24 protein-coding genes and 1 pseudogene are annotated in these 25,227 nt (G+C 62.7%); 15 read left to right on the top strand and 10 right to left on the bottom strand.

Features of this window, described 5'->3' with window-relative positions; genetic code table 11:
• Positions 1 to 83: 83 nt before the first annotated feature.
• Entirely contained in the window at positions 84 to 995 is a 912-nt protein-coding gene (locus V3314_RS18335; protein ID WP_196183277.1) for an AraC family transcriptional regulator, read from the bottom strand.
• A 103-nt stretch (positions 996 to 1,098) separates the two neighbouring features.
• Between V3314_RS18335 and V3314_RS18330 the strand changes: the two genes are divergently transcribed.
• The 5 genes from V3314_RS18330 to V3314_RS18310 all read left to right on the top strand — a co-directional run bounded on the left by V3314_RS18330 (position 1,099) and on the right by V3314_RS18310 (position 5,588).
• Entirely contained in the window at positions 1,099 to 1,659 is a 561-nt protein-coding gene (locus V3314_RS18330) for a carboxymuconolactone decarboxylase family protein (protein ID WP_085599111.1), read from the top strand.
• A gap of 99 nt (positions 1,660 to 1,758) precedes the next feature.
• Complete coding sequence (locus V3314_RS18325) at positions 1,759 to 2,823, top strand: acyl-CoA dehydrogenase family protein (protein ID WP_196183276.1); 1,065 nt, start codon at positions 1,759 to 1,761, stop codon at positions 2,821 to 2,823.
• On the top strand, positions 2,820 to 3,641 hold the full coding sequence (locus V3314_RS18320; RefSeq protein ID WP_338459449.1) for an ABC transporter ATP-binding protein: 822 nt from the start codon (positions 2,820 to 2,822) through the stop codon (positions 3,639 to 3,641). The genes V3314_RS18325 and V3314_RS18320 overlap by 4 nt, the downstream gene beginning before the upstream one ends.
• On the top strand, positions 3,628 to 4,833 hold the full coding sequence (locus V3314_RS18315; RefSeq protein WP_338459448.1) for an ABC transporter substrate-binding protein: 1,206 nt from the start codon (positions 3,628 to 3,630) through the stop codon (positions 4,831 to 4,833). Before V3314_RS18320 ends, V3314_RS18315 begins: the two co-directional genes overlap by 14 nt.
• On the top strand, positions 4,833 to 5,588 hold the full coding sequence (locus tag V3314_RS18310) for an ABC transporter permease (protein ID WP_046615465.1): 756 nt from the start codon (positions 4,833 to 4,835) through the stop codon (positions 5,586 to 5,588). The genes V3314_RS18315 and V3314_RS18310 overlap by 1 nt, the downstream gene beginning before the upstream one ends.
• Positions 5,589 to 5,660: 72 nt before the next feature.
• Here V3314_RS18310 and V3314_RS18305 read toward each other — a convergent pair.
• The 3 genes and pseudogenes from V3314_RS18305 to V3314_RS18295 form a co-directional block, all read right to left on the bottom strand.
• Positions 5,661 to 7,011: pseudogene (locus V3314_RS18305) on the bottom strand (IS3 family transposase).
• Positions 7,012 to 7,152: 141 nt separating this feature from the next.
• A complete protein-coding gene (locus V3314_RS18300; RefSeq protein ID WP_338459447.1) occupies positions 7,153 to 8,397 on the bottom strand; it encodes a DUF1835 domain-containing protein in 1,245 nt (414 codons plus the stop codon).
• Positions 8,398 to 8,586: 189 nt separating this feature from the next.
• Positions 8,587 to 8,985: a tetratricopeptide repeat protein gene (locus V3314_RS18295; protein WP_046613920.1), complete on the bottom strand. Its 399-nt coding sequence runs from the start codon at positions 8,983 to 8,985 to the stop codon at positions 8,587 to 8,589.
• 255 nt (positions 8,986 to 9,240) lie between these two features.
• Between V3314_RS18295 and V3314_RS18290 the strand changes: the two genes are divergently transcribed.
• The gene (locus tag V3314_RS18290; protein ID WP_338459446.1) at positions 9,241 to 10,866 is read left to right on the top strand and encodes a methyl-accepting chemotaxis protein; all 1,626 of its coding nucleotides are present in this window, start codon (positions 9,241 to 9,243) and stop codon (positions 10,864 to 10,866) included.
• A 108-nt stretch (positions 10,867 to 10,974) separates the two neighbouring features.
• On the opposite strand, the gene V3314_RS18285 is transcribed toward V3314_RS18290, so the two are convergent.
• The 5 genes from V3314_RS18285 to V3314_RS18265 all read right to left on the bottom strand — a co-directional run bounded on the left by V3314_RS18285 (position 10,975) and on the right by V3314_RS18265 (position 16,537).
• Positions 10,975 to 11,295, bottom strand: a complete 321-nt coding sequence (locus tag V3314_RS18285) for a hypothetical protein (protein WP_015270018.1) — start codon at positions 11,293 to 11,295, stop codon at positions 10,975 to 10,977.
• Between the two features lie 134 nt (positions 11,296 to 11,429).
• Positions 11,430 to 11,897 (bottom strand): hypothetical protein, encoded by a 468-nt coding sequence (locus V3314_RS18280; protein WP_338459444.1) that lies wholly within the window; start codon positions 11,895 to 11,897, stop codon positions 11,430 to 11,432.
• A gap of 105 nt (positions 11,898 to 12,002) precedes the next feature.
• Positions 12,003 to 13,844, bottom strand: a complete 1,842-nt coding sequence (locus V3314_RS18275; RefSeq protein ID WP_046613918.1) for a potassium transporter Kup — start codon at positions 13,842 to 13,844, stop codon at positions 12,003 to 12,005.
• A 313-nt stretch (positions 13,845 to 14,157) separates the two neighbouring features.
• Entirely contained in the window at positions 14,158 to 15,384 is a 1,227-nt protein-coding gene (locus V3314_RS18270; RefSeq protein WP_338459443.1) for an MFS transporter, read from the bottom strand.
• A 277-nt stretch (positions 15,385 to 15,661) separates the two neighbouring features.
• On the bottom strand, positions 15,662 to 16,537 hold the full coding sequence (locus V3314_RS18265) for a universal stress protein (protein WP_046613916.1): 876 nt from the start codon (positions 16,535 to 16,537) through the stop codon (positions 15,662 to 15,664).
• A 38-nt stretch (positions 16,538 to 16,575) separates the two neighbouring features.
• On the opposite strand from V3314_RS18265, the gene V3314_RS18260 reads away from it, so the two are divergent.
• Positions 16,576 to 17,013 (top strand): MAPEG family protein, encoded by a 438-nt coding sequence (locus V3314_RS18260; protein ID WP_080958415.1) that lies wholly within the window; start codon positions 16,576 to 16,578, stop codon positions 17,011 to 17,013.
• Between the two features lie 211 nt (positions 17,014 to 17,224).
• Here the strand turns inward: V3314_RS18260 and V3314_RS18255 are convergent, their stop codons facing one another.
• Positions 17,225 to 17,602: a hypothetical protein gene (locus V3314_RS18255; RefSeq protein ID WP_046613915.1), complete on the bottom strand. Its 378-nt coding sequence runs from the start codon at positions 17,600 to 17,602 to the stop codon at positions 17,225 to 17,227.
• A 289-nt stretch (positions 17,603 to 17,891) separates the two neighbouring features.
• On the opposite strand from V3314_RS18255, the gene pstS reads away from it, so the two are divergent.
• From pstS to V3314_RS18215, 8 genes are all read left to right on the top strand, one after another.
• A complete protein-coding gene (gene pstS, locus V3314_RS18250; protein WP_046613914.1) occupies positions 17,892 to 18,923 on the top strand; it encodes a phosphate ABC transporter substrate-binding protein PstS in 1,032 nt (343 codons plus the stop codon).
• Between the two features lie 72 nt (positions 18,924 to 18,995).
• On the top strand, positions 18,996 to 19,961 hold the full coding sequence (pstC, locus tag V3314_RS18245; protein WP_013972145.1) for a phosphate ABC transporter permease subunit PstC: 966 nt from the start codon (positions 18,996 to 18,998) through the stop codon (positions 19,959 to 19,961).
• A complete protein-coding gene (pstA, locus tag V3314_RS18240; protein ID WP_023661149.1) occupies positions 19,961 to 20,854 on the top strand; it encodes a phosphate ABC transporter permease PstA in 894 nt (297 codons plus the stop codon). The genes pstC and pstA overlap by 1 nt, the downstream gene beginning before the upstream one ends.
• Before the next feature lie 75 nt (positions 20,855 to 20,929).
• Positions 20,930 to 21,691, top strand: a complete 762-nt coding sequence (gene pstB, locus V3314_RS18235; RefSeq protein WP_031324478.1) for a phosphate ABC transporter ATP-binding protein PstB — start codon at positions 20,930 to 20,932, stop codon at positions 21,689 to 21,691.
• A 93-nt stretch (positions 21,692 to 21,784) separates the two neighbouring features.
• A complete protein-coding gene (locus tag V3314_RS18230; protein WP_046613912.1) occupies positions 21,785 to 22,483 on the top strand; it encodes a hypothetical protein in 699 nt (232 codons plus the stop codon).
• Positions 22,483 to 23,082 carry a hypothetical protein gene (locus V3314_RS18225; RefSeq protein ID WP_338459442.1) on the top strand — a complete coding sequence of 200 codons (600 nt, stop codon included), beginning with the start codon at positions 22,483 to 22,485 and terminating at the stop codon, positions 23,080 to 23,082. The genes V3314_RS18230 and V3314_RS18225 overlap by 1 nt, the downstream gene beginning before the upstream one ends.
• A 159-nt stretch (positions 23,083 to 23,241) precedes the next feature.
• Positions 23,242 to 23,796, top strand: a complete 555-nt coding sequence (locus tag V3314_RS18220) for an XRE family transcriptional regulator (RefSeq protein WP_338459441.1) — start codon at positions 23,242 to 23,244, stop codon at positions 23,794 to 23,796.
• Positions 23,797 to 23,823: 27 nt separating this feature from the next.
• The gene (locus V3314_RS18215; RefSeq protein ID WP_338459440.1) at positions 23,824 to 25,170 is read left to right on the top strand and encodes a glutamine synthetase family protein; all 1,347 of its coding nucleotides are present in this window, start codon (positions 23,824 to 23,826) and stop codon (positions 25,168 to 25,170) included.
• Positions 25,171 to 25,227 lie beyond the last annotated feature (57 nt).

Below are 25,227 nucleotides of genomic sequence, written 5' to 3'. Positions count from 1 at the left end.
CCGCTCCCACAGGGGCATCACAATCTCTGAAACTTGTGGGGTACCTGTGGGAGCGGGTTTACCCGCGAAGAGGCCAGTCCAGGCTAACGCCCCTCATGCTCTCGCCGATACGCCCCCGGCTGTACCCCCATCGCCTTGGCAAACGCCCGGGTAAACGCCGCCACCGATTGATACCCCGCCTGCGCCCCCACCTGCTCCACGGTATGCCCCGCCCGCAGCAACTGGCTGGCATGGCGCATGCGCAACGCCAGCAGTACTTGCCCCGGCGACTGCCCCGCCAGCTCATTGAAACGCTTGAAAAATGCCGACCGCGACAACCCGGTGCAGGCGGCCATGCTTTCCAATGTCCATGCTTGCCCTGGTTGCTCGATCAACTGCTCCAGCAACCCGGCAAACGCCGGTTGCCGGGCGAGGGCGACCAGCCCGCCCAGCGATTGCCCGGCATGCACCTGCTGGCGCAGCACATACAGGAACAACAAGTGCGTCAGCCGCTCCAGCAGCGTCTGTGACGGCCCGGCGGCGCGCCGGCATTCCTCCAGGATCAGCTCGAACAACGCCCGCGCCGCATGCCCGGCCGGTTCATCGGCGCGCAGCAATATCCAGTCAGCCAAGCCCTCGACGATCAGCGCCGACAAGCCCGGCCTGAAATGGAAGAAACCACATACCAACCCCACGCCATCGACCGCTTCGGCGTCCAAGGCCTGCATGTGTTGGCGCGGCTGGGCGCAAGCACTGGCCGGGTCCTGGTCGCTGGCCAGGCGATAGCCGAGATCGCGCAGCAGGAACACTGCATCGCCGGCCTCCAGGCGCAGTGCCTCGGGCTGGCCATCGATGTGCAGCCAGCAATGCCCTTGCACCACCAGGTGGAAGCTGGCCCGGCCCATGCCTTCGGTGCTGGCGTGCCAGCCGCCGCAATAGCGGCCAACATGGAACAGGCTGGCATCGAGCTCCAGGCCCTCTAATAACCAATCGACAAGGTGGCTGGACGAAATCATCTAATGCAAAGACTCAAGAGCAAGGAAAGGCGACTGATGAATATGGAGGGTAGTTCTTATAACCAACAGACTGTAGTGACACCCATCAAAAGGAGACCACTCCATGTCCTCGCGCATTACTTTACACACGCTGCAGAGCGCCCCGGAAGCGGCTCGTCCGTTCCTCGAGAACGCCCAGAAGAATTCCGGCTTCATCCCCAACCTGCTGGGCGTGCTGGCCAATGCCCCGGCGGCACTGGAAACCTACGTGACCGTTTCGGCACTCAACGGCAAATCCGAACTGAGCCTGGCCGAGCGTGAAGTGGTGCAGTTGATTGCAGCCACCCAGCATGGCTGTGACTTCTGCGTGGCCGGCCACACGGCTGTGGCCCTGAACAAGGCCAAGCTGCCGCAGGAGGTGGTCGATGCCCTGCGTGCCCGTGGCGAGCTGCCCGATGCCCGTTATGAAACCCTGGCTGCGTTCGCCCGCGAAGTGATCGCCACCCGTGGCAATGTCAGCGAACCCACTTACCAGGCCTTCCGCGCAGCCGGTTTCAGCGAGGGCAATGCCCTTGAGGTGATTCTGGGTGTGAGCCTCGCAACCCTGTGCAACTTTGCTAATGTGTTCGCCCAGACGCCGCTCAATGACGAGCTCGGCAAGTACCGCTGGCAACCTTCTGCATGATCCGCGTGCGATATCGGTCGTAGCGCGATCGTTGTAGGAGCGGCCTTGTGCCGCGAATGGGCCGCCAAGCGGCCCCGGCGTTTTCAAAGGAGCAAGACCATGCAAGATTGTGCATTTCGACACTGGCTGGATGCCAATGCCGAGGCCATTGACCGGGGCCAGTGCGAGCCGCAGCTGGTGCTGGCGCAAATCGCCGAATCGCAACTGCTGCGTGTCGGTGTCGACCCGGCCTTGGGCGGCGCCGGTGGGCAGGTAACCGACGCGGTCGAGGCCATCGCCGCAATCGCCAGCCGCTCGCTGGCAGCGGCGTTCGTCTGCTGGGGTCAGCGCGCCTTCATCGAATACCTGTTGCACAGCCCCAACCAGCCCCTGCGCGAGCAGCTGTTACCGCGCCTGCTGACTGGCGAACTGGCTGGTGCCACCGGGCTGTCCAATGCCATGAAGTTCCTGTCCGGCATCGAAGCGCTGCAGGTTCGAGGGCGCCCGCAAGCCGATGGCTGGCAGTTGGAAGGGCGCCTGCACTGGGTGACCAACCTGCGCAAAAGCGGCTTCGTGGTGGCTGCGGCTATCGAAGACGAAGCCGGTGGCGCACCGTTCGTGCTGGCCATTCCGTCCGACGCACAGGGCCTGGAGCGTTCCGACGACCTGCAACTGATGGGCCTGCAGTCGAGCAACACCGCTGCACTGGCCTTCCACCAGGTGCAATTGCAGCGTGGCTGGTTGCTGCACGAAAATGCCCGCGAATTCCTGCCCCGGGTACGCCCGGCGTTCCTGGCGCTGCAGTGCGGCATGGCCATTGGCCTTGCGCGGCGGGCGTTGGCGGAAGTGCAGGCACACCTGCATGGCCGTGCCTCGTTCCTCGACGAAGCACGCCAGGTGCTCGGCGAGCGCCTGGAAAATACCGTGAGCGAGCTCAAGCAGGGCCTGCTCGATGGGCGCTTCCAGCAGCAGCCAGCAGCCTTGTTCAAGCTGCGCATCACCCTGGCCGAAAGCGCGGCCGACGCCGTGCAACTGGAGTTGCAGGCCAGTGGTGGCAAGGCCTACCTCAGCGAGTATGGCGAAGGCTTTGCCCGCCGCTGGCGCGAGTCGGCCTTCGTGCCGATCGTCACGCCCAGCCTGGTGCAACTGCGCGCCGAACTGCAACGCCAGGCGGGCGCGGCATGAGCCAAGTGTTGCTCGAAGCCCGCGACATCAGCCTGGGCTACCCGCGCGAGGGGGGCTGGCAGGCGGTGCTGGCGCAGTTCGACCTGCAGCTGGCCCCCGGCGAAGTGGTGACCATCCTCGGCCCGAGCGGGGTCGGCAAGTCCAGCCTGTTGCGGGTACTGGCCGGCCTGCAGCAGCCCCGCGGTGGCAGCGTGACCCTGCACGGCCAGCCGCTGCAAGGCCCGCACCCACGCCTGGCGGTGGCCTTCCAGGACCCGAGCCTGTTGCCCTGGTTGAGCCTGGAGAAGAACGTCGCCTTCGGCCTGGACTTTGCCCGTCAGCCAAAAGTTGCCGCCGCCGAACGGCGCGCACGCATCGACCATGCGATTGCCGCCGTGGGCCTGGCCCATGCTCGCGGCCAGTACCCGGCGCAGTTGTCCGGCGGCATGGCCCAGCGCACCGCGCTGGCCCGCTGCCTGGCTCGTCAGCCCGAAGTGCTGTTGCTCGACGAGCCGTTCGGCGCGCTGGATGAAGTGACCCGGGCCGACATGCAGCTGCTGCTGCTGCAACTGATCGCCAACCACAACACGGCGGCGGTGCTGATCACCCACGATATCGACGAAGCCCTGCTGCTGTCCGACCGCGTTCTGCTACTGGGCAACCACCCAGCGCACACCCTCGGGCAGTGGCACATCGACCTGCCGCAACCACGGACGCAGCGGGTCGAGGAACTGGGCGCCTTGCGCATCGAAATCCTCAAAACCCTTCGGCGGGCAAGCCGCACAGTCGAACCTACCCCAACCCCGTTGCCCTCGGAGGCTGTCCATGTGCATGGATGACTGCTGTTCCTCTTCTTCGCGTCGCGATTTCCTCAAGCTCGGCGCCATGCTCACGGCTGCCGGTGCGCTGCCGCTGCTGTCGAGCCTGCAAGCCCGTGCCGCCACCGAGCCGGACGCGCCGGTGCGTATCGGCTACCTGCCGATCACTGACGCCACGCCGCTGCTGGTGGCGCACAACAACGGCCTGTTCGAGGCCGAAGGCATCAAGGCCGAGCGCCCGGTGCTGCTGCGCAGCTGGGCGCAGGTGATCGAGGCGTTCATCTCTGGCCAGGTCAACGTCATCCACTTGCTGTCGCCGATGACCGTATGGGCCCGCTACGGCAGCAAGGTGCCGGCCAAGGTGGTGGCCTGGAACCACGTGGGCGGTTCAGGCCTGACCGTGGCCCCGGACATCAGCGACATGAAACAGCTCGGTGGCAAGACCGTGGCCATCCCGTTCTGGTACTCGATCCACAACGTGGTGCTGCAACAGATGCTCAACGACAATGGCCTGACCCCGGTGTCGAAGCCTGCCAATGCGCCGCTGGCTGGCAATGAAGTCAACCTGCTGGTATTGCCGCCGTCCGACATGCCACCAGCGCTGGCCAGCAAGCGCATTGCTGGCTATATCGTCGCCGAGCCATTCAACGCCCTGGCCGAGAACCTCAAGGTTGGCCGCGTGCAACGCTTTACCGGCGATGTGTGGCGCAACCACGCCTGCTGCGTGGTGTTCATGCACGAGCACGACCTGAACAACCGCCCGGAGTGGTCGCAGAAGGTGGTCAACGCCATCGTCAAGGCGCAGCAATGGACCCGTGATCACCGCGCCGAGGCCGCCGCATTGTTGTCCAAGGCCGGCCCCAACAAGTACACCCCGCATGAACCTGCGGTGCTCGGCAAAGTGCTGGCACCGGCCGCCGAGGACCGTGCCGGTTACATTGCCAGTGGCGCCATTCGCCACCAGCAGTGGGACGAAAAGCGCATCGATTTCCAGCCTTACCCGTTCCCCAGCTACACCGAAGAGCTGGTCAAGCGCCTGAAAACCACCCTGATCGAGGGTGACAGCGCGTTCCTGGCCGGCCTGGACCCGGCACTGACCGCCCGCGACCTGGTCGACGACCGCTTCGTGCGCAACGCCATCGCCAGCGTTGGCGGGCCGTCGGTGTTCGGCATCGGCGATAACTTCGAGCGTAGCGAGGAGTTCGCGGTCTGATGCGCACGCATTTCGTTCATGCCGGCCTGGGGCTGGCCGGGTTGCTGGGTTTGTTGCTGTTGTGGTGGGCCGGTATCGCGTTGTTTGGCCAGGCCGATGGCCTGTCGGCGCGCTTTTCGCCGGCAGCGACCCTGGCCAGCCTGGTCGAGTTGCTGGGGCAGGGCGAGGTGTACGGGCATATCTGGGTCAGCCTCAAACGTATCCTGGTAGGGCTGCTGCTGGCGCTGCTGATCGGCGTGCCGCTGGGCTTGCTGGTGGGCAGCTACCGGCACCTGGAGGCTGCGACCACGCCGGCGTTCCAGTTCCTGCGCATGATCTCGCCGCTGTCGTGGATGCCGGTGGTGGTGATGCTGATGGGCGTGGGGGACCAGCCTATCTACTTCCTGCTGGCGTTTGCCGCGTTGTGGCCGATCCTGTTGAACACGGCGGCCGGGGTAAGGCAGCTGGACCCACGCTGGTTGCAGTTGAGCCGCAGTTTGAGTGCCACGCGCTGGGAGACCTTGTGCAAGGTGATTGTGCCCGGCGTGATCGGCCATGTGCTGACTGGCGTGCGCCTGGCCATCGGCATCCTGTGGATCGTGCTGGTGCCGTGCGAAATGCTCGGGGTGAGTGCGGGGCTTGGGTATTTCATTCTCGATACCCGCGACCGGCTGGCGTATTCCGAGCTGATGGCGATGGTGCTGCTGATCGGGGTGCTGGGGTTTGTGCTGGATGCCCTGGCGCGTGGGCTGCATCGGCGTTGGGTGCATGGCTGAAGGGCCGGTGGGGCTTCTTCGCGGGCTTGCCCGCTCCCACAGTTTGGACTGCCCCCGAAAAGTTGGACAGTTTTAGCCAGTAGCCTGAGTCCTGTAGCTGACAGGGCTCAGGCCATTGAGTTTCAGCCTGATGCGATCATGGTTGTAATAATGGATGTACTCCTCCAGGCCAGCCTTCAGCTCTTCGACGCTTTCAAAGCGCTTCAGGTAGAAGAACTCTGACTTCAGTGTGCTGAAGAAGCTTTCCATCGCCGCATTATCCAGACAATTACCCTTGCGAGACATGCTCTGCTTCACACCGCGCGCTGCGAGCTTATGGCGGTATTGGGGCTGCTGGTAATGCCATCCTTGATCTGAGTGGATCACTAGCTTGGGCTTTTCACCCAACCCATCGAGCGCCTTTTCCAGCATGTTCCCGACCAAGCCATAGGTCGGCCGGCAAGCTGTTTCATAGGCGATGATCTCACCGTTGTACAAGTCCATCATGGGCGACAGGTAGAGCTTTTGCTGGGCCACTTTGAACTCAGTGACATCGGTCACCCACTTCTGGTTGGGGCGTTGCGCGACGAAATTACGCTCCAGCAAATTCATGGCCACCTTGCCGACAATGCCGCGATAGGATCGATACTTCTTCGGGCGTACAACGGACTGCAAACCAAGCTCAGCCATCAACCGTTCAATGACCTTCTTGTTGACCAAGTTCCCTGGTTCCTGATGGCAAGGGCAATTCGGCGGTAGCCATACAGCCCTTTCTCCTCGTGATAGACACGCTGCACCAACTCCTTGAGCGAAGCGTGCCTGTCCGGCTTTTGCTGGCACTTGACCTGGTAATAAAAGGTACTGCGTGCCAACCCCACCATCTGCAAGAGGTCAAGCAGCGGATATTTATGTCTGAATTTGCAGACGATCAGGGCTTTTTCGTCCGTGTTCGCTCCTTCTCCTCTCGCAGAGCCTTTAACTCCTTTAGGACATCATTCTCCATGCGCAGATACTCGAGCTCGCTCAACAACTGCTCACGAGATTTCTCTGCGTCATTGGTGTCTGTCGGCTTAATGGGCTTAATTTTCTTCGGCACGGCTGATTTTCTTTGTTTGGCGAGAGTGGCTACAGGACTGCCACTGTAGTGCTGCCGCAGCCAAATGCCTATCTGTGAGGACTGTCCAAGGCCAAAGTGCGCCGCTGTTTGGCGCAAGGACAGACGATGCTCAAGCATGTACTTGAGCACCCGTCGCTTGAATTCCTCGGTGTAGCGGCGACCATGCGAGCGAGGGCTGAGGCTGGCATCGACTTGGTAGCCAGCAACCCAGCGCCGAAGTAGGCTGAAATCGATGCCAAAGTGTTGTGCCACCTTGCGAAAGCCCCGGTTGCCCTCTAGGTAAGCGGTGATAGCCGTGAGCTTGAACTGCTCTGTGTATTTACCCATAGATCCCCCAAAGGGTTGGATTGGTGTCCAACTTCTTGGGGGCAGTCCAGGATCCCTGCTAATGCGATGAGTTATGGGCAGTTCCATGAGAGCTGACTTGCCGGTGCCATCCACCGCTTTACCTGATCAGGCTCGAGCGGGCTATTTGCGCTGCCATACTTCGCCCTGTTCGCTGACCACCCAGGGCCTGTCCGCGGCATTGATAAGCACTCCACCCACCCATCGCTGCGCAGGGTTGTGGTCAAGCCAATGCGCCTGCCCCGCGAGCAGCTGCTCGGCAAGAGCAGTCAGCCGCAACGGCCGTTGTGCCCAAGACTCGCCCGGGCCTTCCAGCAGCAGCGGGTGCGGTGCATGGATCAGGGGCTGCAGCAAAACATGGAACATCATGTCGCCCAGGTAAGGCAGCGGTTCATCCCGCATCATCAACTGGGCAAACACACGTCCGGCCGGCAGCTCGCCGTGTGACTCCAGAACGCGTAATAGCAGGCGCTCGGTGAGGCTCAAACCGTCGTTCGCCCCCGGCAGCTCCTGAAGTTGCCGCGCAAGGGCCCGGCCCAGCAACGGCAAGGCGGTATGCTGGATGTCTGCCAGGGCAGCCCAGGCCCTTGGGTCCGGTGCGGTATAGGCCGCCCATGTCTGCCGGGCCAGGGCCAGCACGTCCTCACCCAGCGCGCGACGTTGTGGCCATAGCCAGGCGAGCAGGTCCGGGGCCAGCTGGCCGATACCAATGAAGCGCTCGACGCCAGGTACTTGGGTGATTTCGATCAGCTCCAAGCGGCGCGGCAGGCTGGGCAGGCTGGCGAGTACGCGGATCAGGAACAGCTGGTCGTAAGCGTCACCCTCGCACCACAGCACGATCTTGCTGTCGCTGTTCAATCCGGCCAGGGCGGTGCGTTGCGCCGCTAGGCGTTGCTCGACGTCCTGGATGCTCAGGTTGAACGCCTGCTGTATGTAAGCGGCCCGAACCTGCCAATACTGTTCCTCGGGCAGTGCGCAGACGGGCCCCATGACCATGGGGTCGTCGAACATCTGGAACGCACCGGCAAAACCGGCCGTGCGCAAGCTGTGGGCGATGTCGTTGCCGCAGCGCCAATGCTGCACGGCTGCTTCGTCATCGGCGGTAAAGCCAGGGTGGCGTGCCGCGAAAGCGACGGCATCGGCATGGGCCTTGAGCTTGGGCCAGCTGGCAAAGCCGGCCTGGCGGGCCACCAGCCATTGGGTATCGGCAAGCCGGTAGTCAGGGCCGGACAGGCCGAGCGCGCGCAGCTGCTCGCCGGTGTCGTCGGCCTCGTCGTTTTTCAGGGCGGTGAGCAAGCGTTTGGCACGTTTGCGCAAGGCGGGCAGGTCGAGCAGGCCATGGTGGCGGGATGCATTGGTGGCGGGCATGCCAACTCCTTTGGGGCTCGGTCCGCCGACAAGCCGGGAGCTGGTATGGAAATATGATGACGCATGGCTCGGGAAACCCCTTGGCGCGGACCGCAGGCGCAGCCAGCGCCCTGGCGCCGACTTTACCGGGTAATGCGCGTGGGTGCAAAGCAGGTCGATGGTGGCCTGACGCGCAGCGTCTGATCACCGTCAGTGTGCAGCCGTCGGCAGCATGCCGGAGCCTTGGGCCTTGTGCGCGGCTTCTATCAACTGCAGGTTGCGGCTGCGCAGGGCGTGATTGTTGCCAACCCGCAGGTTGGAGCGCAGCGCCAGCGTTTCGGCCTGTTCATACTGCCCTTGCTGCAGGCGCAAAACGCCAAGGTAGTGCAGCGTTGCCGGGTTGTTCGGCTGAATGTGCAGCGCGCGCTCCAGGGTGGCCGCCGCCTTGTCCAGTTGGCCGTCGGCATACTGTTGCGAGGCGGTTTCGATCAGCACGGTCGAGGCATTGTTGCTGCGTGCGGGCGCGTAGCGTTCACCAGCCAATGCGCCCTGTGCCGTGATTGTGCTGAACAACAGGAGCAAGGTCGACAGAACAGGTGTGCTGGGCATCGGCGGCAGACTCGGCAGGGCTTGGGCAAGCCCTTGGCTTGAGGGCGAGGGGATGTTATCGACCGAGTCCGAGCGTTGAAGTTCCCGCCTGGTCGATTTGTTGCCTGTAGCCCGGTCTTTGCCTCGACAACATCTGTTCGGTTACCGCCCAAAACCGCACTCCGGCGCCTCAAGCCTGGGGCAGTACCTCCGATAGCAGCACACCCACCGTCGAATCATCGACCAGAAGTGGTGCCAACAAGGAGTACTGCCCGCATGCTTGCCAACCTGAAGATCCGCACCGGAATGTTCTGGGTGCTGTCGCTGTTCAGCGTGACCCTGCTTTTTTCCACCGTCAGTGCCTGGCGGGCTGCAGTGGGTAGCGACCAGCAGATCACCGAACTGGACCAGACCGCGCACCAGTCGGACCGGTTGAACAATGCGTTGCTGATGGCGATTCGCGCCAGCGCCAATGTATCTTCAGGCTTCATCGAGCAGCTGGGTGGCCATGAGGAAAGTGCCAGCAAGCGCATGGCGATGTCGGTCGAGCTGAACGACAAGAGCCAGAAGCTGGTGGACGAGTTTGTCGAAAACGCCCGCGAGCCTGGGCTGCACGCACTGGCAACCGCCCTGCAGGCCACCTATGGAGAGTATGCCAAGGCGGTCGCGGGGCAGCGTGAGGCAACCCGTCAACGTTCGCTCGAGCAGTATTTCAAGGTCAATACCGACGCCGGTAACGCCATGGGCCGGCTGCAGGCTTTGCGCCAGCAACTGGTAGGGGCATTGAGTGAGCGCGGTCAGCAGATCATGCTGGAATCCGAGCGGCGCCTGGCGCGCGCGCAATTGCTGAGCCTGGGGCTGTTGGGCGTGACGCTGTTGTTGGCGGTGCTGTGCTGGGCCTTTGTTGCCCAGCGCGTGCTGCACCCGCTGCGCGAAGCAGGGCGGCACTTCCAGCGCATTGCCGGTGGCGACCTGAGCGTGCCGGTGCAGGGGCAGGGCGGTAACGAGATCGGCCAGCTGTTCCATGAACTTGAACGCATGCAGCAGAGCCAGCGCGACACCCTGGGGCAGATCAGCAGCTGTGCCAGGCAACTGGACGCAGCTGCCGCGGCGCTGAATACCGTCACCGAGGAAAGTGCCAACAACCTGCGCCAGCAGGGCCAGGAGCTTGAGCAGGCCGCCACCGCCGTCACCGAAATGACCACGGCCGTGGAGGAGGTCGCGCGCAATGCCATCACCACCTCGCAGACCACCAGCGAATCCAACCAGCTGGCAGCGCAAAGCCGGCGGCAAGTCAGCGACAACATCGACGGCACCGAGGCCATGACTCGGGAAATCCAGGCCAGCAGCGCTCATCTGGAGCAACTGGTCGGGCAGGTGCGGGATATCGGCAAGGTGCTGGAAGTGATTCGCTCGGTGTCCGAGCAAACCAACCTTCTGGCGCTCAATGCCGCCATCGAGGCCGCCCGTGCGGGCGAAGCCGGGCGCGGCTTTGCGGTGGTGGCCGATGAAGTGCGTACGTTGGCGTACCGCACGCAACAGTCGACCCAGGAAATCGAGCAGATGATCGGGCGCGTGCAGGCGGGTACCGAAGCGGCCGTGGCCTCGATGCAGGCCAGTACCAGCCGCGCCCAGTCGACACTGGACGTGACCCTGGCTTCGGGGCAGGTGCTGGAGGGTATCTACAGTGCGATCGGCGAGATCAACGAGCGTAACCTGGTGATTGCCAGCGCAGCCGAAGAGCAGGCCCAGGTGGCGCGAGAGGTGGACCGCAACCTGCTGAACATTCGCGAGCTGTCGACATCCTCGGCAGCGGGGGCGCAGCAGACCAGTGAGGCGAGCAAGGCGTTGTCGGGGTTGGTGGGGGAGATGACGGCGTTGGTAGGGCGGTTCAGGGTCTGAGGTCTGGCGGGCACCAGACTGCAGGCGCGGGCGAGCCCCCGAACACCGGCGCAGCCGGTGCCATCAACCGCACCGCCCGGTTCGCGGGCACGCCATGTGCGCTTTCAGTTATCGATCATGCTTCGAAGAGGAGCGCCCGGCCTTGTTGTGTTCCTTGGAATGGGCAATACCGGACCGGGTAGTGCCACGGCCGTTGTCATCATTGCGCAGGCTGCCATAGTGATTGCCGCTCTCGCCATGGTTGCGGGTGGCCTTGCCGGCATGATCACTCTCGTAGCCGGCGCCATTACCATTGAACCCACCTTTGCCGCCGCCATTGCCATTACCTTTGGCATATGCGGAACCAATCGGCGAGACATCGGCAGGCAACAATGCAGTTGCGCCGAGCGCCAGGGCACAAGTAAAGACGGCTACCAGGGTTTTTTTCATGTTTGTTTCGCCTCCAGAAGGCGCAGGGGGAGCTTGAGTGCGGATACGACATAAGGTTGCCTTTTAAGTTCCGCGGTGCGCAGCCGTTCGACGAAGCGGCTGCCAGGCCCATTCAGTACCTGGCAGCCTTCAGTTCATCGATCATTCTTGGAGGAGTTTTGTACCGCGCCGCTCAGCCCCTTGGCATTATGATCACCGGGCGTAGTCCCCGAGATAGCGGTAGATTTCGTCAAGCCGCGAGTATCCTTGGACTGGGCAATACCTGAGGTGGTAGTCCCATGGCCGTTGTCCTGGTTACGTGAGCTTCCATAATGATTGCCGCTCACACCATGATCGCGCGTAGCCTTGCCGGCGTGATCACCCGCGAGGCCCGCACCATTGCCAGTGCCATTGTGCCCACCCATGCCGGCGCCATGTCCACCGCCATTGCCGCCGCCGTGGCCACCACCACCATGGCCGCCACCGCCACCGCCACCGCCACCGCCACCGCCACCACCGCCCTTGGCATACGCAGACCCCATCGGCGAGATATCGGCAGGTAACAATGCCGTTGCGCCGAATGCCAGAGCACACGCAAAGACGGCCACCAGGGTTTTTCTCATGTTGTTTCGCCTCCAACGGCGCGGGTAGAGCTCAGGTGCTGGTAAGACATGCGGCGGCCTTGGAAGTTCTGCCGCCCTGACAGAAGGACCGTGGCTCCTGACTGCTCATATCTCGACCTGCGTGCCAAGCTCGATCACCCGGTTCAGTGGCAGCTTGAAGTACTTCAGGTTGCTGTTGGCATTCTTCAGCAAGAAGGCAAACAGGTGCTCCCGCCAGCGAGCCATGCCCATCTGCCTGCCTGCAATGACCGTTTCGCGGCTGAGGAAATAAGTGGTGCGCATGGGGCCGAACTCAAGGTCGGCACGTTGGCAGCGGCTTAACGCCAACGGCACATCGGGCTCCTCCATGAAACCGAAATGCAGGTTCACGCGGAAGAAACCGTCCCCAAAAGCCTCGACCTCAAAGCGCTTGCCAGCGCTGACCCGTGGCTCGTCCTCGAACACGACAGTCAACAGCACCACTTGTTCATGCAGTACCTGGTTATGCAGCAGGTTATGCAGCAAGGCGTGAGGCACCGCCTCGGGCCTGGCGGACAGGAACACGGCAGTGCCGCCCACGCGGTGAGGCGGCTGGGCTTTGAGGCTGGTAATGAACAGCTCCAGCGGTAGCGAGCTTTCGTCCAGCCGTTCGACGATCATCCGCCGCCCGCGCTTCCAGGTAGTCATCAGGGTGAACAGCGCCAGGCCCGCGATCACCGGAAATGCACCGCCCTGTAGAATCTTCGGCGCATTGGCGGCGAAATACAGGCTGTCGACCAGCAGGAACGCCAGCAGCATCGGCACCGCCAGCCAGCGTGGTGCCTTCCACAGCAACAGCACCACCGCCGAGGCCAGCAGCGTGGTGATCAGCATGGTCCCGGTCACGGCTACGCCGTAGGCTGCCGCAAGCGCCCCGGATGACTCGAAGCCGACCACCAGCAGCACCACGCCAACCATCAGCGCCCAGTTCACCATGCCGATGTAGATCTGCCCTTGTTCCTCGCTGGAGGTGTGCTGGATGAACATGCGCGGTACGTAACCCAGCTGGATGGCTTGGCGCGTCAACGAGAACGCACCGGAGATCACGGCCTGGGAGGCGATGATGGTGGCCAGCGTGGCCAGCCCGACCATGGGCAGCAGGGCCCATTCGGGCGCCAGCAGGTAAAACGGGTTGCGCACTGCCTGCGGGTCGCCGAGGATCAGCGCGCCCTGGCCGAAGTAGTTCAGCACCAAGCCGGGCAGCACCAGCAGGAACCAGGCCCGGGCGATGGGTTTGCGGCCGAAGTGACCCATGTCTGCATAGAGTGCTTCGGCGCCGGTCAACGCCAGCACCACCGCGCCCAGAATCGCCACCCCCATGCCTGGGTGCAGCACGAAGAACTTTACCGCCCAGAGCGGGTTGAGTGCCTGCAGCACCTCCGGCCGCTGGACGATGCCGTGCAGGCCAAGCGCACCCAGCACGACGAACCACAGCACCATGATCGGCCCGAATAGAATGCCGATGCGCGCGGTGCCGTGCTTCTGGATCAGGAACAGCGCCACCAGCACCACCACCGAAAGAGGAACGACCCAATGTTCGATACCGTCGAAGGCCAATTGCAGCCCCTCCACGGCCGATAGCACGGAAATCGCCGGCGTGATCATGCTGTCACCGTAGAACAGCGCAGCGCCGAACAGGCCGAGCAGCACCAGTATCCTGCCCAGTCGCTGGTAGGGAGCCGCTGCGCGATGCGCCAGGGCAGTCAGGGCCATGATGCCACCTTCGCCCTGGTTGTCGGCGCGCAGGATGAACAGTACGTACTTGAGCGATACCACCCAGAGCAACGACCAGAACACCAGTGACAGTACGCCGAGTACACCGGCAGTGTTGGCCTGCACACCGTAGTGTCCGGCGAACACTTCCTTGAGGGTGTACAGCGGGCTGGTGCCGATGTCGCCATACACTACGCCGACAGCGGCGACGAGCATGCCGATGGGGTTGGACTTGCCGGGAAGAGACTGATTTGCGATGACGGTGGACTGGCTCACGAAGGGCTTCTCTGGACTGGCGGGTAGAAAATGCATGCCATCCCTGAGCATCGCGCGCCCAGTATTCCTTCTGCGTGTTGGCTCAGCCGTAAAAAGAGCGTAAAAAAATCAGCCAGCGCCCCAATACCTGTCAGTCAAGCAATTCGGGAACCGCTTTGCCGCCCATCGTCGGCAAGCCAGCTCCCACAGGTACAGCGCAGACTTCAAGAGTTACGCGGGCCCTGTGGGAGCTGGCTTGCCGGCGATGGGTTACTCAGCCAGGTTGCGCCGCCAGGCTGTTGCTGACATTACGGCCCAACACCAGCACCGTAGCGAAACCGCAGCCCACCAGGGCCGTGGCCAGGCTCAACAGCACCGAGCTGCCCAGCTGGTCGACGATCCGCCCGCCGAAGAACGAGCCCAGCGCAATGATCACCTGGAACATTGCAACGAACAGCGGCATGCCACGTTCGACATCCTTGGGCGCGACGACGAACATCCAGATACTGGCGCAGGCCGGGAATGCGCCGAAGGCGAAGCCCCACAACCCGATCAGCATCGCCGCACCGGTCATGCCGGTAGCGAAGTGAGGGAACAGGGCGGTGCTGCTGCCAATCATCAACGCTACCAGCAGCAGGGTGTGACGTACGCTGCGGTTGGCGGCGAACCCGGCGAAGATATTGCCGAATACCCCGGCCACGCCATAAAGCAGCAGCAACGAGCCAATGGTCGGCCCATCGAAGCCGGAGCTTTGTTTGAAGAAAGGGGCGACATAGGTGTACGCGGCAAAGTGCGCCAGACCGATCAGCAACACGGCGATCAGGCCAACCCGCGCCTGTGGGTTGATGAACAGGGCTGGCAGGTCGCTGATGCGAATGGCCTTGTCCGGGTTGAGCCGCGGTAGCAACAGGATCTGCGCCAGCAGCACCGGTACGCCCAGTAGCGCGGTTACCAGGAAGGTCATGCGCCAGCCCAGCAGGCCGCTCAACCAGGTGCCTACCGGCACGCCCAGCACGGTGGCCAGGGTTACGCCGACCATGATGATGGAGGTGGCCTGGGCTACGCCCACGCCCCTGGGCGCCAGGCGACCGCTGAGGGCAATGGCTGTCGCCCAGAAACCGCCGATACTCACGCCCAGCAGCACGCGGCCGAACAGCAGCAGGTTGAAGTCACTGGCGTACGCCACTACCGCGTTGGCGATGATCATGATCAGTGTCAGCCCGATCAGCAGATAGCGACGGTCCAGAGCGCCAATCCCCACTGACAGCAGTGGGGCGGCGAGGGCGGCCATGATGCCGGGCAGGGTGACCATCAGGCCGGCGTGGCCTGCACTGATGCCCAGGTCGCTGGCGACATCGTTGAGTACGCCAACCGGCAGGAACTCGCTGGTCACCAGGGCGAAGGCGCCGACGGCGACCGAAAGGATTGCCAGCCACTGCTGGCTGATGCTTTGTTGATCATGTTCGGGGAGGCCGCTAGGGGCCTGGTTGGCACTTGGCATGGTATTGGATTCCAAGAGAGGGATGTCGCCTGAAGCAGGCGCAAGGAGCGGGGGAAATTTGCTGGCGATTATAGGGGGCGCTTTCGCCTGGCCAACATGCGGGTCGCTCGATAGTAATCATCAGCGTAATCGATGAAACGCCTTGTGCAGAGCGCCCATCGCCGCTCGAAGCTTCTTGCAGGAGCAGTACAAGGCTACTCCTGCAAAACCTCACTGAACCAATGAGTCATGTGTTGTCCGCGAAGGACACGCAAGCGTCCTCCACATCACCTGCATCCTATGGCGACACCAGCACATCGCACTGGGATTCGTTCAGCACATGCTTGGTGACGCTGCCTATCAGCAGCTCTTCAAGCGCGCTTTCCCCTTGCTTGCCGACCACGATCAGGTCGCATTCCAGCTGTTGTTCCTGCTCGGCAATCCGCCAGCCTGGGTCGCCATGCACCACGATTTGCCGAGCATCTGCCACTCCGGCGGTTTCGCTCAAGGCCGCGAGCTGCTTCAGCGCATCCTTGCGGATGACATTGCGGTAGTGCGTAAGCGTGTCATGGTCGATGTGGGCGAAGCGCATGCTGCCTTCGAACGGTGCCTCGTACACATGCAACAGAATGATCTCGGCCTGTGGAGCAACGGCCCTTGCCAGTTCGATGGAGCGCAGTGACGAAGGCGAAAAATCAACTGCAACCAGCAAGGTCCGGTAGGTATCGCGAGGCGCCTGCTTGACCACCAGCAAAGGGCAGGGCATGCAGTTCAGCATCTTCTGTACAGTGGAGCCCAGCAGCAGGCGCCGCGCCACGCTCTGGCCCTTCGCCCCACACACCAGCAGGTCGCTGCGCTTGTCCTGCACTACACGGGTGATCTCTGTGGTCACCGAACCATGCGCGACCTGCACGCCAGCGGCGATGTCATGGCGCTGGAACAGCATTGCAGCCAGCGCGCGAATTTTTTCGCCAGCGGTATCCAGTACGCGCTTCAGCAGATCGTCACCCGGTGCCACCAACTGCTTCAGGCGCTCGAAGGGGGCCGGATTGGCAACGTACAGCAGGTCCAGCGCTGCCTGCTGCTCCTTGCTCAGGTGCGCAGCGCGCTCTGCCGCGTTGCGGGCGGAGGTAGACAGGTCGGTGGCTACCAGTATGTGGTCCAGCGGGCTCATGTGGGGGGCTCCTTGTCCAAAGCCGCGCGCGGTGATCGATGGCGATGACCTTGAGCACGATGCGCATGGCGGTTGTCGATTCGTTCCTTGCTGACAGCAATCGTCGCGCGAACCGGGGCCGGCGGCTTGATTTGCATCAATGGAGTGGGGCACCGATCTCGAGCTCACCACTCGCCACCAGCATTCTCCTCTGCATTGGCCAAATGGTCCCCCAGGCCGCCAGGGTGTGGGCTAACGACATGGAAAATATCCCGGTATTCTTCGCGCTCTGCGGGCTCGCCATTGCCCTCGAGACAGCGGCGGGGCCCAACGTCTGGTTGAGCATCGTGTTCACTGCGGCCAGGGTCTTGCACACGTGGGCCTACCTGGCGAGGGTGCAGCCGTTGCGTACCGTGCTTTATGGCATCGGGGTGATCTGCTTGCTGGGTTTTTGCGTGGTTGTCACAGCAAGGGTAGTGAGTATTTTTACCCTCTGAGGCAGTTCTGCTGCCGGGCTCGTAGTGGCATCTACCTGTCTGCATGAGTCGATTTTTTCAGGCGTGCTCGGTCCCTTTGGGAGCGGGTTCACCCCCGAACACCGGCGTAGCCGGTGCCATGCACCGCGTTGCATTCTCGCGGGCACGCCCGCTCCCACAAGGTCGCGCTTGGCCCAGGCGGCGCTATTGCGCGGGTGCCCAAAGGCTTGCGTCATGCGTGCTTGAGCGCTTCCACCAATTGTGCCTTGGTCATGGTGGAGCGCCCCTTGATGTCTTTGCTGCGCGCTTCCTTCATCAGGCTTTGCTTGCTCTGGGTTTCCAGGGAACTGTCCGATGTGCGGGAATGACCGTGACGTGACTTCGCCGCCCGTTTGGCCGAGTCCGAGCGGGCAGTCTTCTTCTCGCTGGAAGAGGTGGCCTTGCCCGAGCCGCCTTTCTTCTCACCACCCCCGGACTGTTTGTTTACGGTGGCCCAGGCGCGCGCTTCAGCCTGGTCTTTCGGTACGCCTTTGTGCTCGTAGCTTTCTTCGATATGTTCGGCTTTGCGCTTCTGCTTGTCGGTGTATTTGTCCTTGTCGCCGCGTGGCATGGCATTCGCTCCCGTCTGGTTTGCATGACCGGTTGAATGCCGCAGCGACGCCCGAGTGCCCGATATCCGACCAGCGGTGCCCGGAAACCGGTTGCCCACTGCAAACAGTCATTCAACCGACACATCGAGGCCTTAGGGTTGAGACAGGAACCCGTCCAGGGCTCTGGTTACTGATGTTGCCGTGATGGCGCCGCCAGACGGCTCTACCGTGCGGCCTGCCATTCATTGGTCACAAAGCTGTAACATTGCTGCTGCAAAGTGTGCCGGCCATCACACGGAGCACTTTTCGATGATACGCCTGATGAAGTCTGCTGCACTCGCCGTTGCCGTTTCTGTTTGCGCCACCTCGGCATCCTTCGCCGCAGAGAACGTCCGCCTGACCGGTTCCGGCGCCAGCTTCCCGGCACCGATCTACCTGACCTGGTTCAAGGCCTTCAGCAAGGAAACCGACGGTGTCACCGTTGACTACCAGTCCAAGGGGAGCGGGGCGGGTGTCCAGGACTTTCTGAACAAGACCGTCGACTTCGCCGCCAGCGACTCGGCCATGAAAGCCGAAGAAATCGCCAAGGTCGGCGAGGGCGTGCAGTTGCTGCCGATGACCGCCGGTGAAATCGTCCTGGCTTACAACCTGCCAGGCAACCCTAAAGGGTTGAAGCTGCCACGTGATGTGTACTCCAACATCTTCCTCGGCAAGATCACCCAGTGGAACGACCCGCAGATCGTCGCGGCCAACCCTGAGCTGAAACTGCCAGCTACCCCGATCACCGTGGTCGTGCGTGCCGACTCCAGCGGTACCACTGCGGTATTCACCAAGCACCTGTCGGCCATCAACGCTGACTTCAAGCAAGCGCTGGGTGAAGGCAATACCGTCAACTGGCCGGCCAGCGACAAGTTCATCAAGTCGCCGAAAAACGACGGTGTAACCGCCACCGTCCGCCAGACCCCAGGTGCCATCGGCTACATCGAATACGGCTTCGCCAAGCTGGCCAAGGTCGACTTCGCCCAGCTGCAGAACAAGGCCGGCCAATACGTCGTGCCGAACGCCGAGAGCGGTGCCGAGGCTCTGGCGGCGGTGAAGATGCCGGAAAACCTGGTGGCCTGGCTGCCTGACCCGGACGGTGCCAAGTCCTACCCGATCACCTCCTACACCTGGATGATCTTCCGCAAGGACAACGGTAACCCGGCCAAGGCCAAGGCCATGCGCGAAATGGTCGAATACAGCCTGACCGAAGGCCAGAAGATCGCCGACTCGATGGGCTACATCCCGCTGCCACCGTCGGTTGTCGATCAGGTACGCAAAGCGTCCGCAAACATCCAGTAACACGCCCAGGCGCTCCCGGTGTGGTCTGGTGGCCATACCGGGTGTGTTTGCCCTCTGTCCCGGAACTTGCCAATGAACACTCCTTTCGCCATCCCGGCCAATCCCGACTCCGCGTGCCAGCCACCGTCTGCGAAAGACTTCCTGGTTGATCGCACCTTCCGTGCGCTTGCACGCATCGGTGTGGTGCTGGTGCTGGCGCTGGTCTTCGCGCTGGTCTACGAAGTGGGCCGCAAGGCACTGCCTGGCATCGAGAAGCACGGCTTTGACGTGCTGTTCGGTAGTGTCTGGGACGTCAACCAAGGTAAGTACGGAATTTTGCCAGCGATCTGGGGCACGCTCTACAGCGCCCTGATCGCCCTGTTGATCGCCGGTTTCTTCGGCGTCAGCATGGCCATCTTCCTGACCCAGGACTTCCTCCCGGCCAGGCTGGCGGCGGTGTTCCGCACCATCGTCGAGCTGCTCGCAGCCATCCCCAGCGTCGTCTACGGCCTGTGGGGGATCTATGTGGTCATCCCGGCCATTCGCCCGCTGACCACCTGGCTGAACAGCGAGCTGGGCTGGATTCCCTTTTTCGGCACTTCCCTGAGCGGCCCCGGGCTGCTGCCTGCCGCGCTGGTGCTGGCGATCATGATCCTGCCGACCATCGCCGCCGTTTCGCAGGACGCCCTGACCAGCGTGCCGATGAAGACCAAGCAGGCCGCCTACGGCCTGGGCGCCACCCATTGGGAGGCCATCCTCAAGGTAATGGTGCCATCGGCAGCCACCGGCATCTTCGGTTCGCTGGTGCTCGGCCTGGGCCGTGCGCTGGGTGAAACCATGGCGCTGGCCATGCTGGTGGGCAATGCCAACAACATTTCCCTGTCCTTGTTCGCCCCGGCCAACACGCTGGCGGCCTTGCTGGCCCTGAACTTCCCGGAGGCCGGCCCGAACGAGGTCGAGGTGCTGATGTACGCCGCACTGGTACTGATGTTCATCACCCTGCTGGTGAACGTGCTCGGCTCGATGATCATGCTCTACGCCCAGCGGGGTAACAAATGATGACCAACCTCACCACCCCTGCAAACGCGTTGCCCAGCCTGCAGCGCAAGCTTGAAGGCCGTTCCCTGCGCAGCCTGTTGTTGACCACGCTGGCATGGTTCGCGGCACTGGTGGCCAGCGTGCCGCTGATTTCCGTGCTGTACATGCTGATCACTCGCGGCGGCGCACGCCTCAACCTGGAGGTGTTCACCGAGCTGCCACCCACCGGCTTCGAGATGGGCGGGGGCTTTGGCAACGCCATGGCCGGTACTTTCGTCATGGTCGGCATCGCTGCCGCCATCGCCGTGCCGGTCGGTATCCTTGCCGCGGTGTTCCTGGCCGAACTCGGCCCGGACAGCAAGCTGGCCAACGCCGCGCGCTTCGCCGCCAAGATGCTAACCGGCCTGCCGTCGATCCTGGCCGGCGTGTTCGCCTACGCCCTGGTGGTGATGACCACCGGCACCTACTCCGCGCCGGCAGGTGGTGTGGCCCTGGCGGTGCTGATGCTGCCCATCGTCGTGCTGACCGCTGAAGAGTCGATGAAGATGGTGCCCAAGATCATGAAGGATGCCGCCTACGGCATGGGCTGCACCCGTGCCCAGGTGATCTGGAAAATCGTTCTGCCCACCGGCCTGCCGGCCATCCTCACCGGTGTCATGCTGGCCGTGGCCCGTGCTGCCGGCGAGACCGCGCCGCTGCTGTTCACCGCGCTGTTCAGCAACTACTGGATCCTGCATGACGGCGACCTGGCGGTCATGAACCCGACGGCTTCACTGGCCGTACTGATCTACAACTTCTCCGGCATGCCATTCGACAACCAGCTCGAGCTCGCCTGGGCGGCCTCGCTGGTACTGGTGATGATCGTGCTGGTAATCAACATTCTGAGCCGAGTATTCGGCAAGCCCAAGTATTGAGAAAGGGAGCATCCGACCTTGAACGTATCCACTGCGCCAAAAGCCGCTCCCGTGGTCAGCGAAGCCCCCATCGTCATGGACTGCAAGCTGGACAAGATCTTCTACGGCAATTTCATGGCCGTTCGCGACAGCCATGTGCCGATTCGCAAGAACGAGATCACCGGTTTCATCGGGCCGTCCGGCTGCGGCAAGAGCACCGTGCTGCGTAGCCTCAACCGCATGAACGACCTGGTGAAGGGCTTCCGCTTCGAAGGCCATGTGCACTTCCTGGGCCAGGATGTCTACGGCAAGGGCGTCGACCCTGTGGTGGTGCGCCGCTACATCGGCATGGTGTTCCAGCAGCCCAACCCGTTCTCCATGAGCATCTTCGACAACGTCGCCTTCGGTCTGCGCCTGAACCGCTACAAGGGCGACATCGGCGACCGCGTCAAGCACGCGCTGCAGGGCGCCGCGCTGTGGGACGAGGTGAAGGACAAGCTCAAGGTCAGCGGCCTGGCCCTGTCCGGCGGCCAGCAACAGCGTCTGTGCATCGCCCGCGCCATCGCCACCGAGCCGGAAGTGTTGTTGCTGGACGAACCCTGCTCGGCACTCGACCCGATTGCCACCCGCCGGGTGGAGGAGCTGATGGTCGAGTTGAAAAAGGACTACACCATCGCCCTGGTGACCCACAACATGCAGCAGGCGATTCGTGTGGCCGACACCACCGCGTTCTTCTCGGTCGACATCTCCAAAGGCACTCGTACCGGTTACTTGGTCGAAATGGGCCCGACCACGCAGATTTTCCAGAACCCGCGTGAGCAGCTGACCGCCGACTACATCAGCGGCAAGTTCAGCTGAGGCCGTACCTGCCAAGGTGGCCGGGTGTTGCAGTCAGGGAGGCTGCAACACCCGGCCGCGTTACCTTCCGTCAAGTGTTACCAGGGATTTCCAATGCCAGCGACGCGTCGTCTTGATCTGCCAGCGGTAGAGCGCGCACTGCGTGAGGTGCAGGCCCGCTTCGCCGAACTCAGCCAGCATTTCACCGAATCGCGGGATCCATTCACCGACGAGGTGCTGCTGAATGTGGTTGAAGGCTATGCCCTGATTGACGACTATGTCGCCCGGGGTGTCGACCTTTTCGACCTTCAGCAACTGAACCTGATGCTGGAGATCAATGCCACCGTGCTGTGCGGCAGCGACCCGGCACGCCGGCTGGAGTTCGCCCCGCACCTGGCGGCGACCGAGGCGCACTTTTTCAATAATGTGGAGGGCGGCATCAAGGACCTCTACAACTGGTATTGCTCGTATGGCAGCGATTCGATCTGGAAGCGCGCGGCGGGTGTCTACGTTCGAATTCTGAGCAAGCCGCAGCTGTTCATCGAAGGCAACAACCGCACCGGGTCGCTCATTGTCAGCTACTTGCTGATGCGCGCGGGGCTACCGCCATTCGTGCTGTCGCTGGACAACGCCGAGGGTTACTTCAACCCGTCCTCGGTCATACGCAACTCCGCCAAGCATGGTGTAAAGGCTTTGTACGAACTACCCAAGATCAAGAAAAAGTATGCAGCTTTCCTTGAGGCGCACGCGCCCGAGCCCGGCAAGTTCTTCCTCGGCGGCACATCCATGCCTGCGCGCGAGAGGTGCCGCTGATGCAAAGCCCTTCTCTGTTCCAGCGCGGGCGGCAAGCCTTCGAGCGCGCGTTCAATCGCCCGCAGGTACGCATTTCGTTCGATATCGACGACACGCTCGCCTGCCAGGCCGACCACGCCGCCGCCGAGGACAGCAAGCTGCCGGCGTTTGTCCACCGCTGGTTGGGTGAACCCCTGCGCATTGGCACGCGTGCGCTGATCCGCGACCTGCGCCGCCAGGGCTGCAGCATCTGGATCTACACCTCGTCGGGGCGCACCCCGGCCTATATCCGCCGTTGGCTGATGCTCTACGGCATCCGTGTCGATGGCGTGGTCAACAGTGACCGGCACCAGCATATCCTTGCCGTGAACGGGCTTGAGAATGCGCCCTCGAAGTTGCCGTCGGCCTTCGATATCGACCTGCATGTCGATGATTCCGAAGGCGTGCGGCTGGAAGGCGTCGACCACGGTTTTCGCGTGGTGGTGGTGTGCCCCAAGGATGAGAACTGGGCGCAGAAAGTGATGGATGCGGCGGTCGATGTCCAGGCACAGCTGGCCTGGCAGCAACCGCACCGCTATGAAATGCCAGTACGGCCGCGTTCGCAGGCCCTCGCTTCCTGAGGGCTTCAAGGTACTTTTCTCGTTACGCCTCTTCGCTGCTAGTTGCCCCCCACATCTCCATTCGCGGCTTCCCATTTTCAGCTTCGGCTTGACTCGTGAAATTTTTCATGTAATTTTTCATGAAAAATAACTCTAAAAATTTCACGGCAGTCTCAAACGATGAAGATGCACGAAGAGGTTGAAGCCCTCGCGATCCTTATTCACGACCTGCGCAAATTCAAGAACCTGACCCAGGGCGAACTCGCCGAGCGCATCAACCGCTCGGTCGGCTTCATGTCCCAGGTCGAGCGCGGTGTATCGCGCCCTACCGTGGCGGACCTTACCGCCATCAGCGAAGCGCTCGGCGTTTCCACCGCGTACTTCTACAACCTGAGCAAGCCACGCAGCGTCAGTTGGGTCACGCGCCCCCACGAGCGGCGCACGCTGTACCTCGAGTCGGGTATCACCGATGTGCTGGCCTCGCCCACCATCGGCGGCGCGTTCTCCATGCTCGACAGCCATCTCGAACCAGGCGCCAGCAGTGGCGAGCTTTACCTGACTGACCGTTCCGAGCAGGGTTGTTTCGTGCTCGAAGGCGAACTCACGGTCTGGCTGGACCACGGTGACGCCGTGACCCTGCAGGCCAATGACTGCTTCCAGCTGCACCCCCACGCGCAGTTCCGTTACGCCAACCTGACGGAAAAAGCCACCCGCGTGCTCTGGGTCTTCAACTGAATTCGTTCACCTCACAAGGACAAGAAGATGAGTGTCGTCTTTCCGGATCTGCTGACTGAAGTGCGCTCGTTCCGAGCGCAGCACCCAGAAATACGCTATGTCGACCTGATTGCGCTGGATATCCCCGGGCACTTCTACGGCAAGCGCTACCCCATGGACATGCTGGAAAAAGTCGCAGCCGGCGCGCCACTGAAGTTGCCGCAGAACTGCGTGCTGCTCGGCACCCAAGGTGGCCTCTACCCGATCGGTGACTACTGCTTCGCCGATGGCGACCCGGATGCCGCCCGCCGCCTGGTGCCGGGTACCCTCAAGCCGGTGCGCTGGGAAAAGGAACCGATCGCGCAGATGCTCATCACCTCTGACGGCACCGCCAAGCCCATCGAGTTCGAGCCCCGTGAAGTGCTGGCCCGGGTGATCCAGCGCCTGGCCAGGCGCGGCATTCGCCCGGTGGTGGCCTTCGAGCTGGAGTTCTACCTGTTCGACCGCAAGCTCGATAACGGGCTGCCACAGTACCCTCGCGACAAGGCGACCGACGACCACGACGACCAGCCGAACATGCACATCGAGCGGCTGTCGCGCTTCGCAGCGGTGCTGCACGAGATGGTCGATGGCGCCAACGAGCAGGGCGTGCCGGCGAACGTGATCACCGCGGAGCTGGGCCCGGGCCAGTTCGAGATCAACTTCTCGCACAGCGACGATGCCATGAGCGCGGCGGACTGGTCGGCGCTGTTCTGCCGCAGCACCCGCGGTATCGCGATGAAGCACGGCTACCGAGCCAGCTTCATGAGCAAGCCGTACCTCGACGCGCCGGGCAGCGGCATGCATGTGCACGTCAGCCTGTACGACAACGCCGGCAACAACATCCTGGCCGGCGATGACCAGCGCAAGCTGCGCCATGCGGTGGCAGGGTGCCTGGAGCTGCTGCCGCACTGCATGCCGATCTTCGCCCCCAACCACAATGCCTACCGCCGTTACGGCGCCATGGTCAACGCGGCGAGCAAGGCCAGCTGGGGTTTCGAAGACCGCGATGCGTGTATTCGCATCCCTGAGTCCGACCCGCGCAACCTGCGCATCGAACACCGCCTCGCCGGTGCCGACGCCAACCCGTACCTGGTGCTGGCGGCCATCCTGACCGGGATGGAGCATGGCCTGGAACGTGGCGTCGAGCCCATCGCCCCGCTGAACGACAACCGCCAGAGCGGCATCGAGTTCCCCAAGGATGCCTTCAGTGCCCTGGCCGCCATGCGTCACCACCCGGTGGTGAACGAGGGCCTGGGCAGTGAATTCGTGATGGTCTACTGCGAAAACAAATACCAGGAGCAACTGGACTTCATGCGCCACATCGATGCCCGCGAATACCGCTGGTTCCTGTAGGTGCGAGGTTGGGGCAGCCCCGCTGCCCCCTGCCTTTCTACCGTTTCAATACAACGC

The sequence above is a fragment of the Pseudomonas sp. TE3-3-F2023 genome (genome assembly GCF_036784815.1).
GTDB lineage: Bacteria > Pseudomonadota > Gammaproteobacteria > Pseudomonadales > Pseudomonadaceae > Aquipseudomonas > Aquipseudomonas pudica.
Note: the sequence above shows the minus strand (reverse complement) of the source record. Positions and strands in the feature narration are given on the sequence as shown.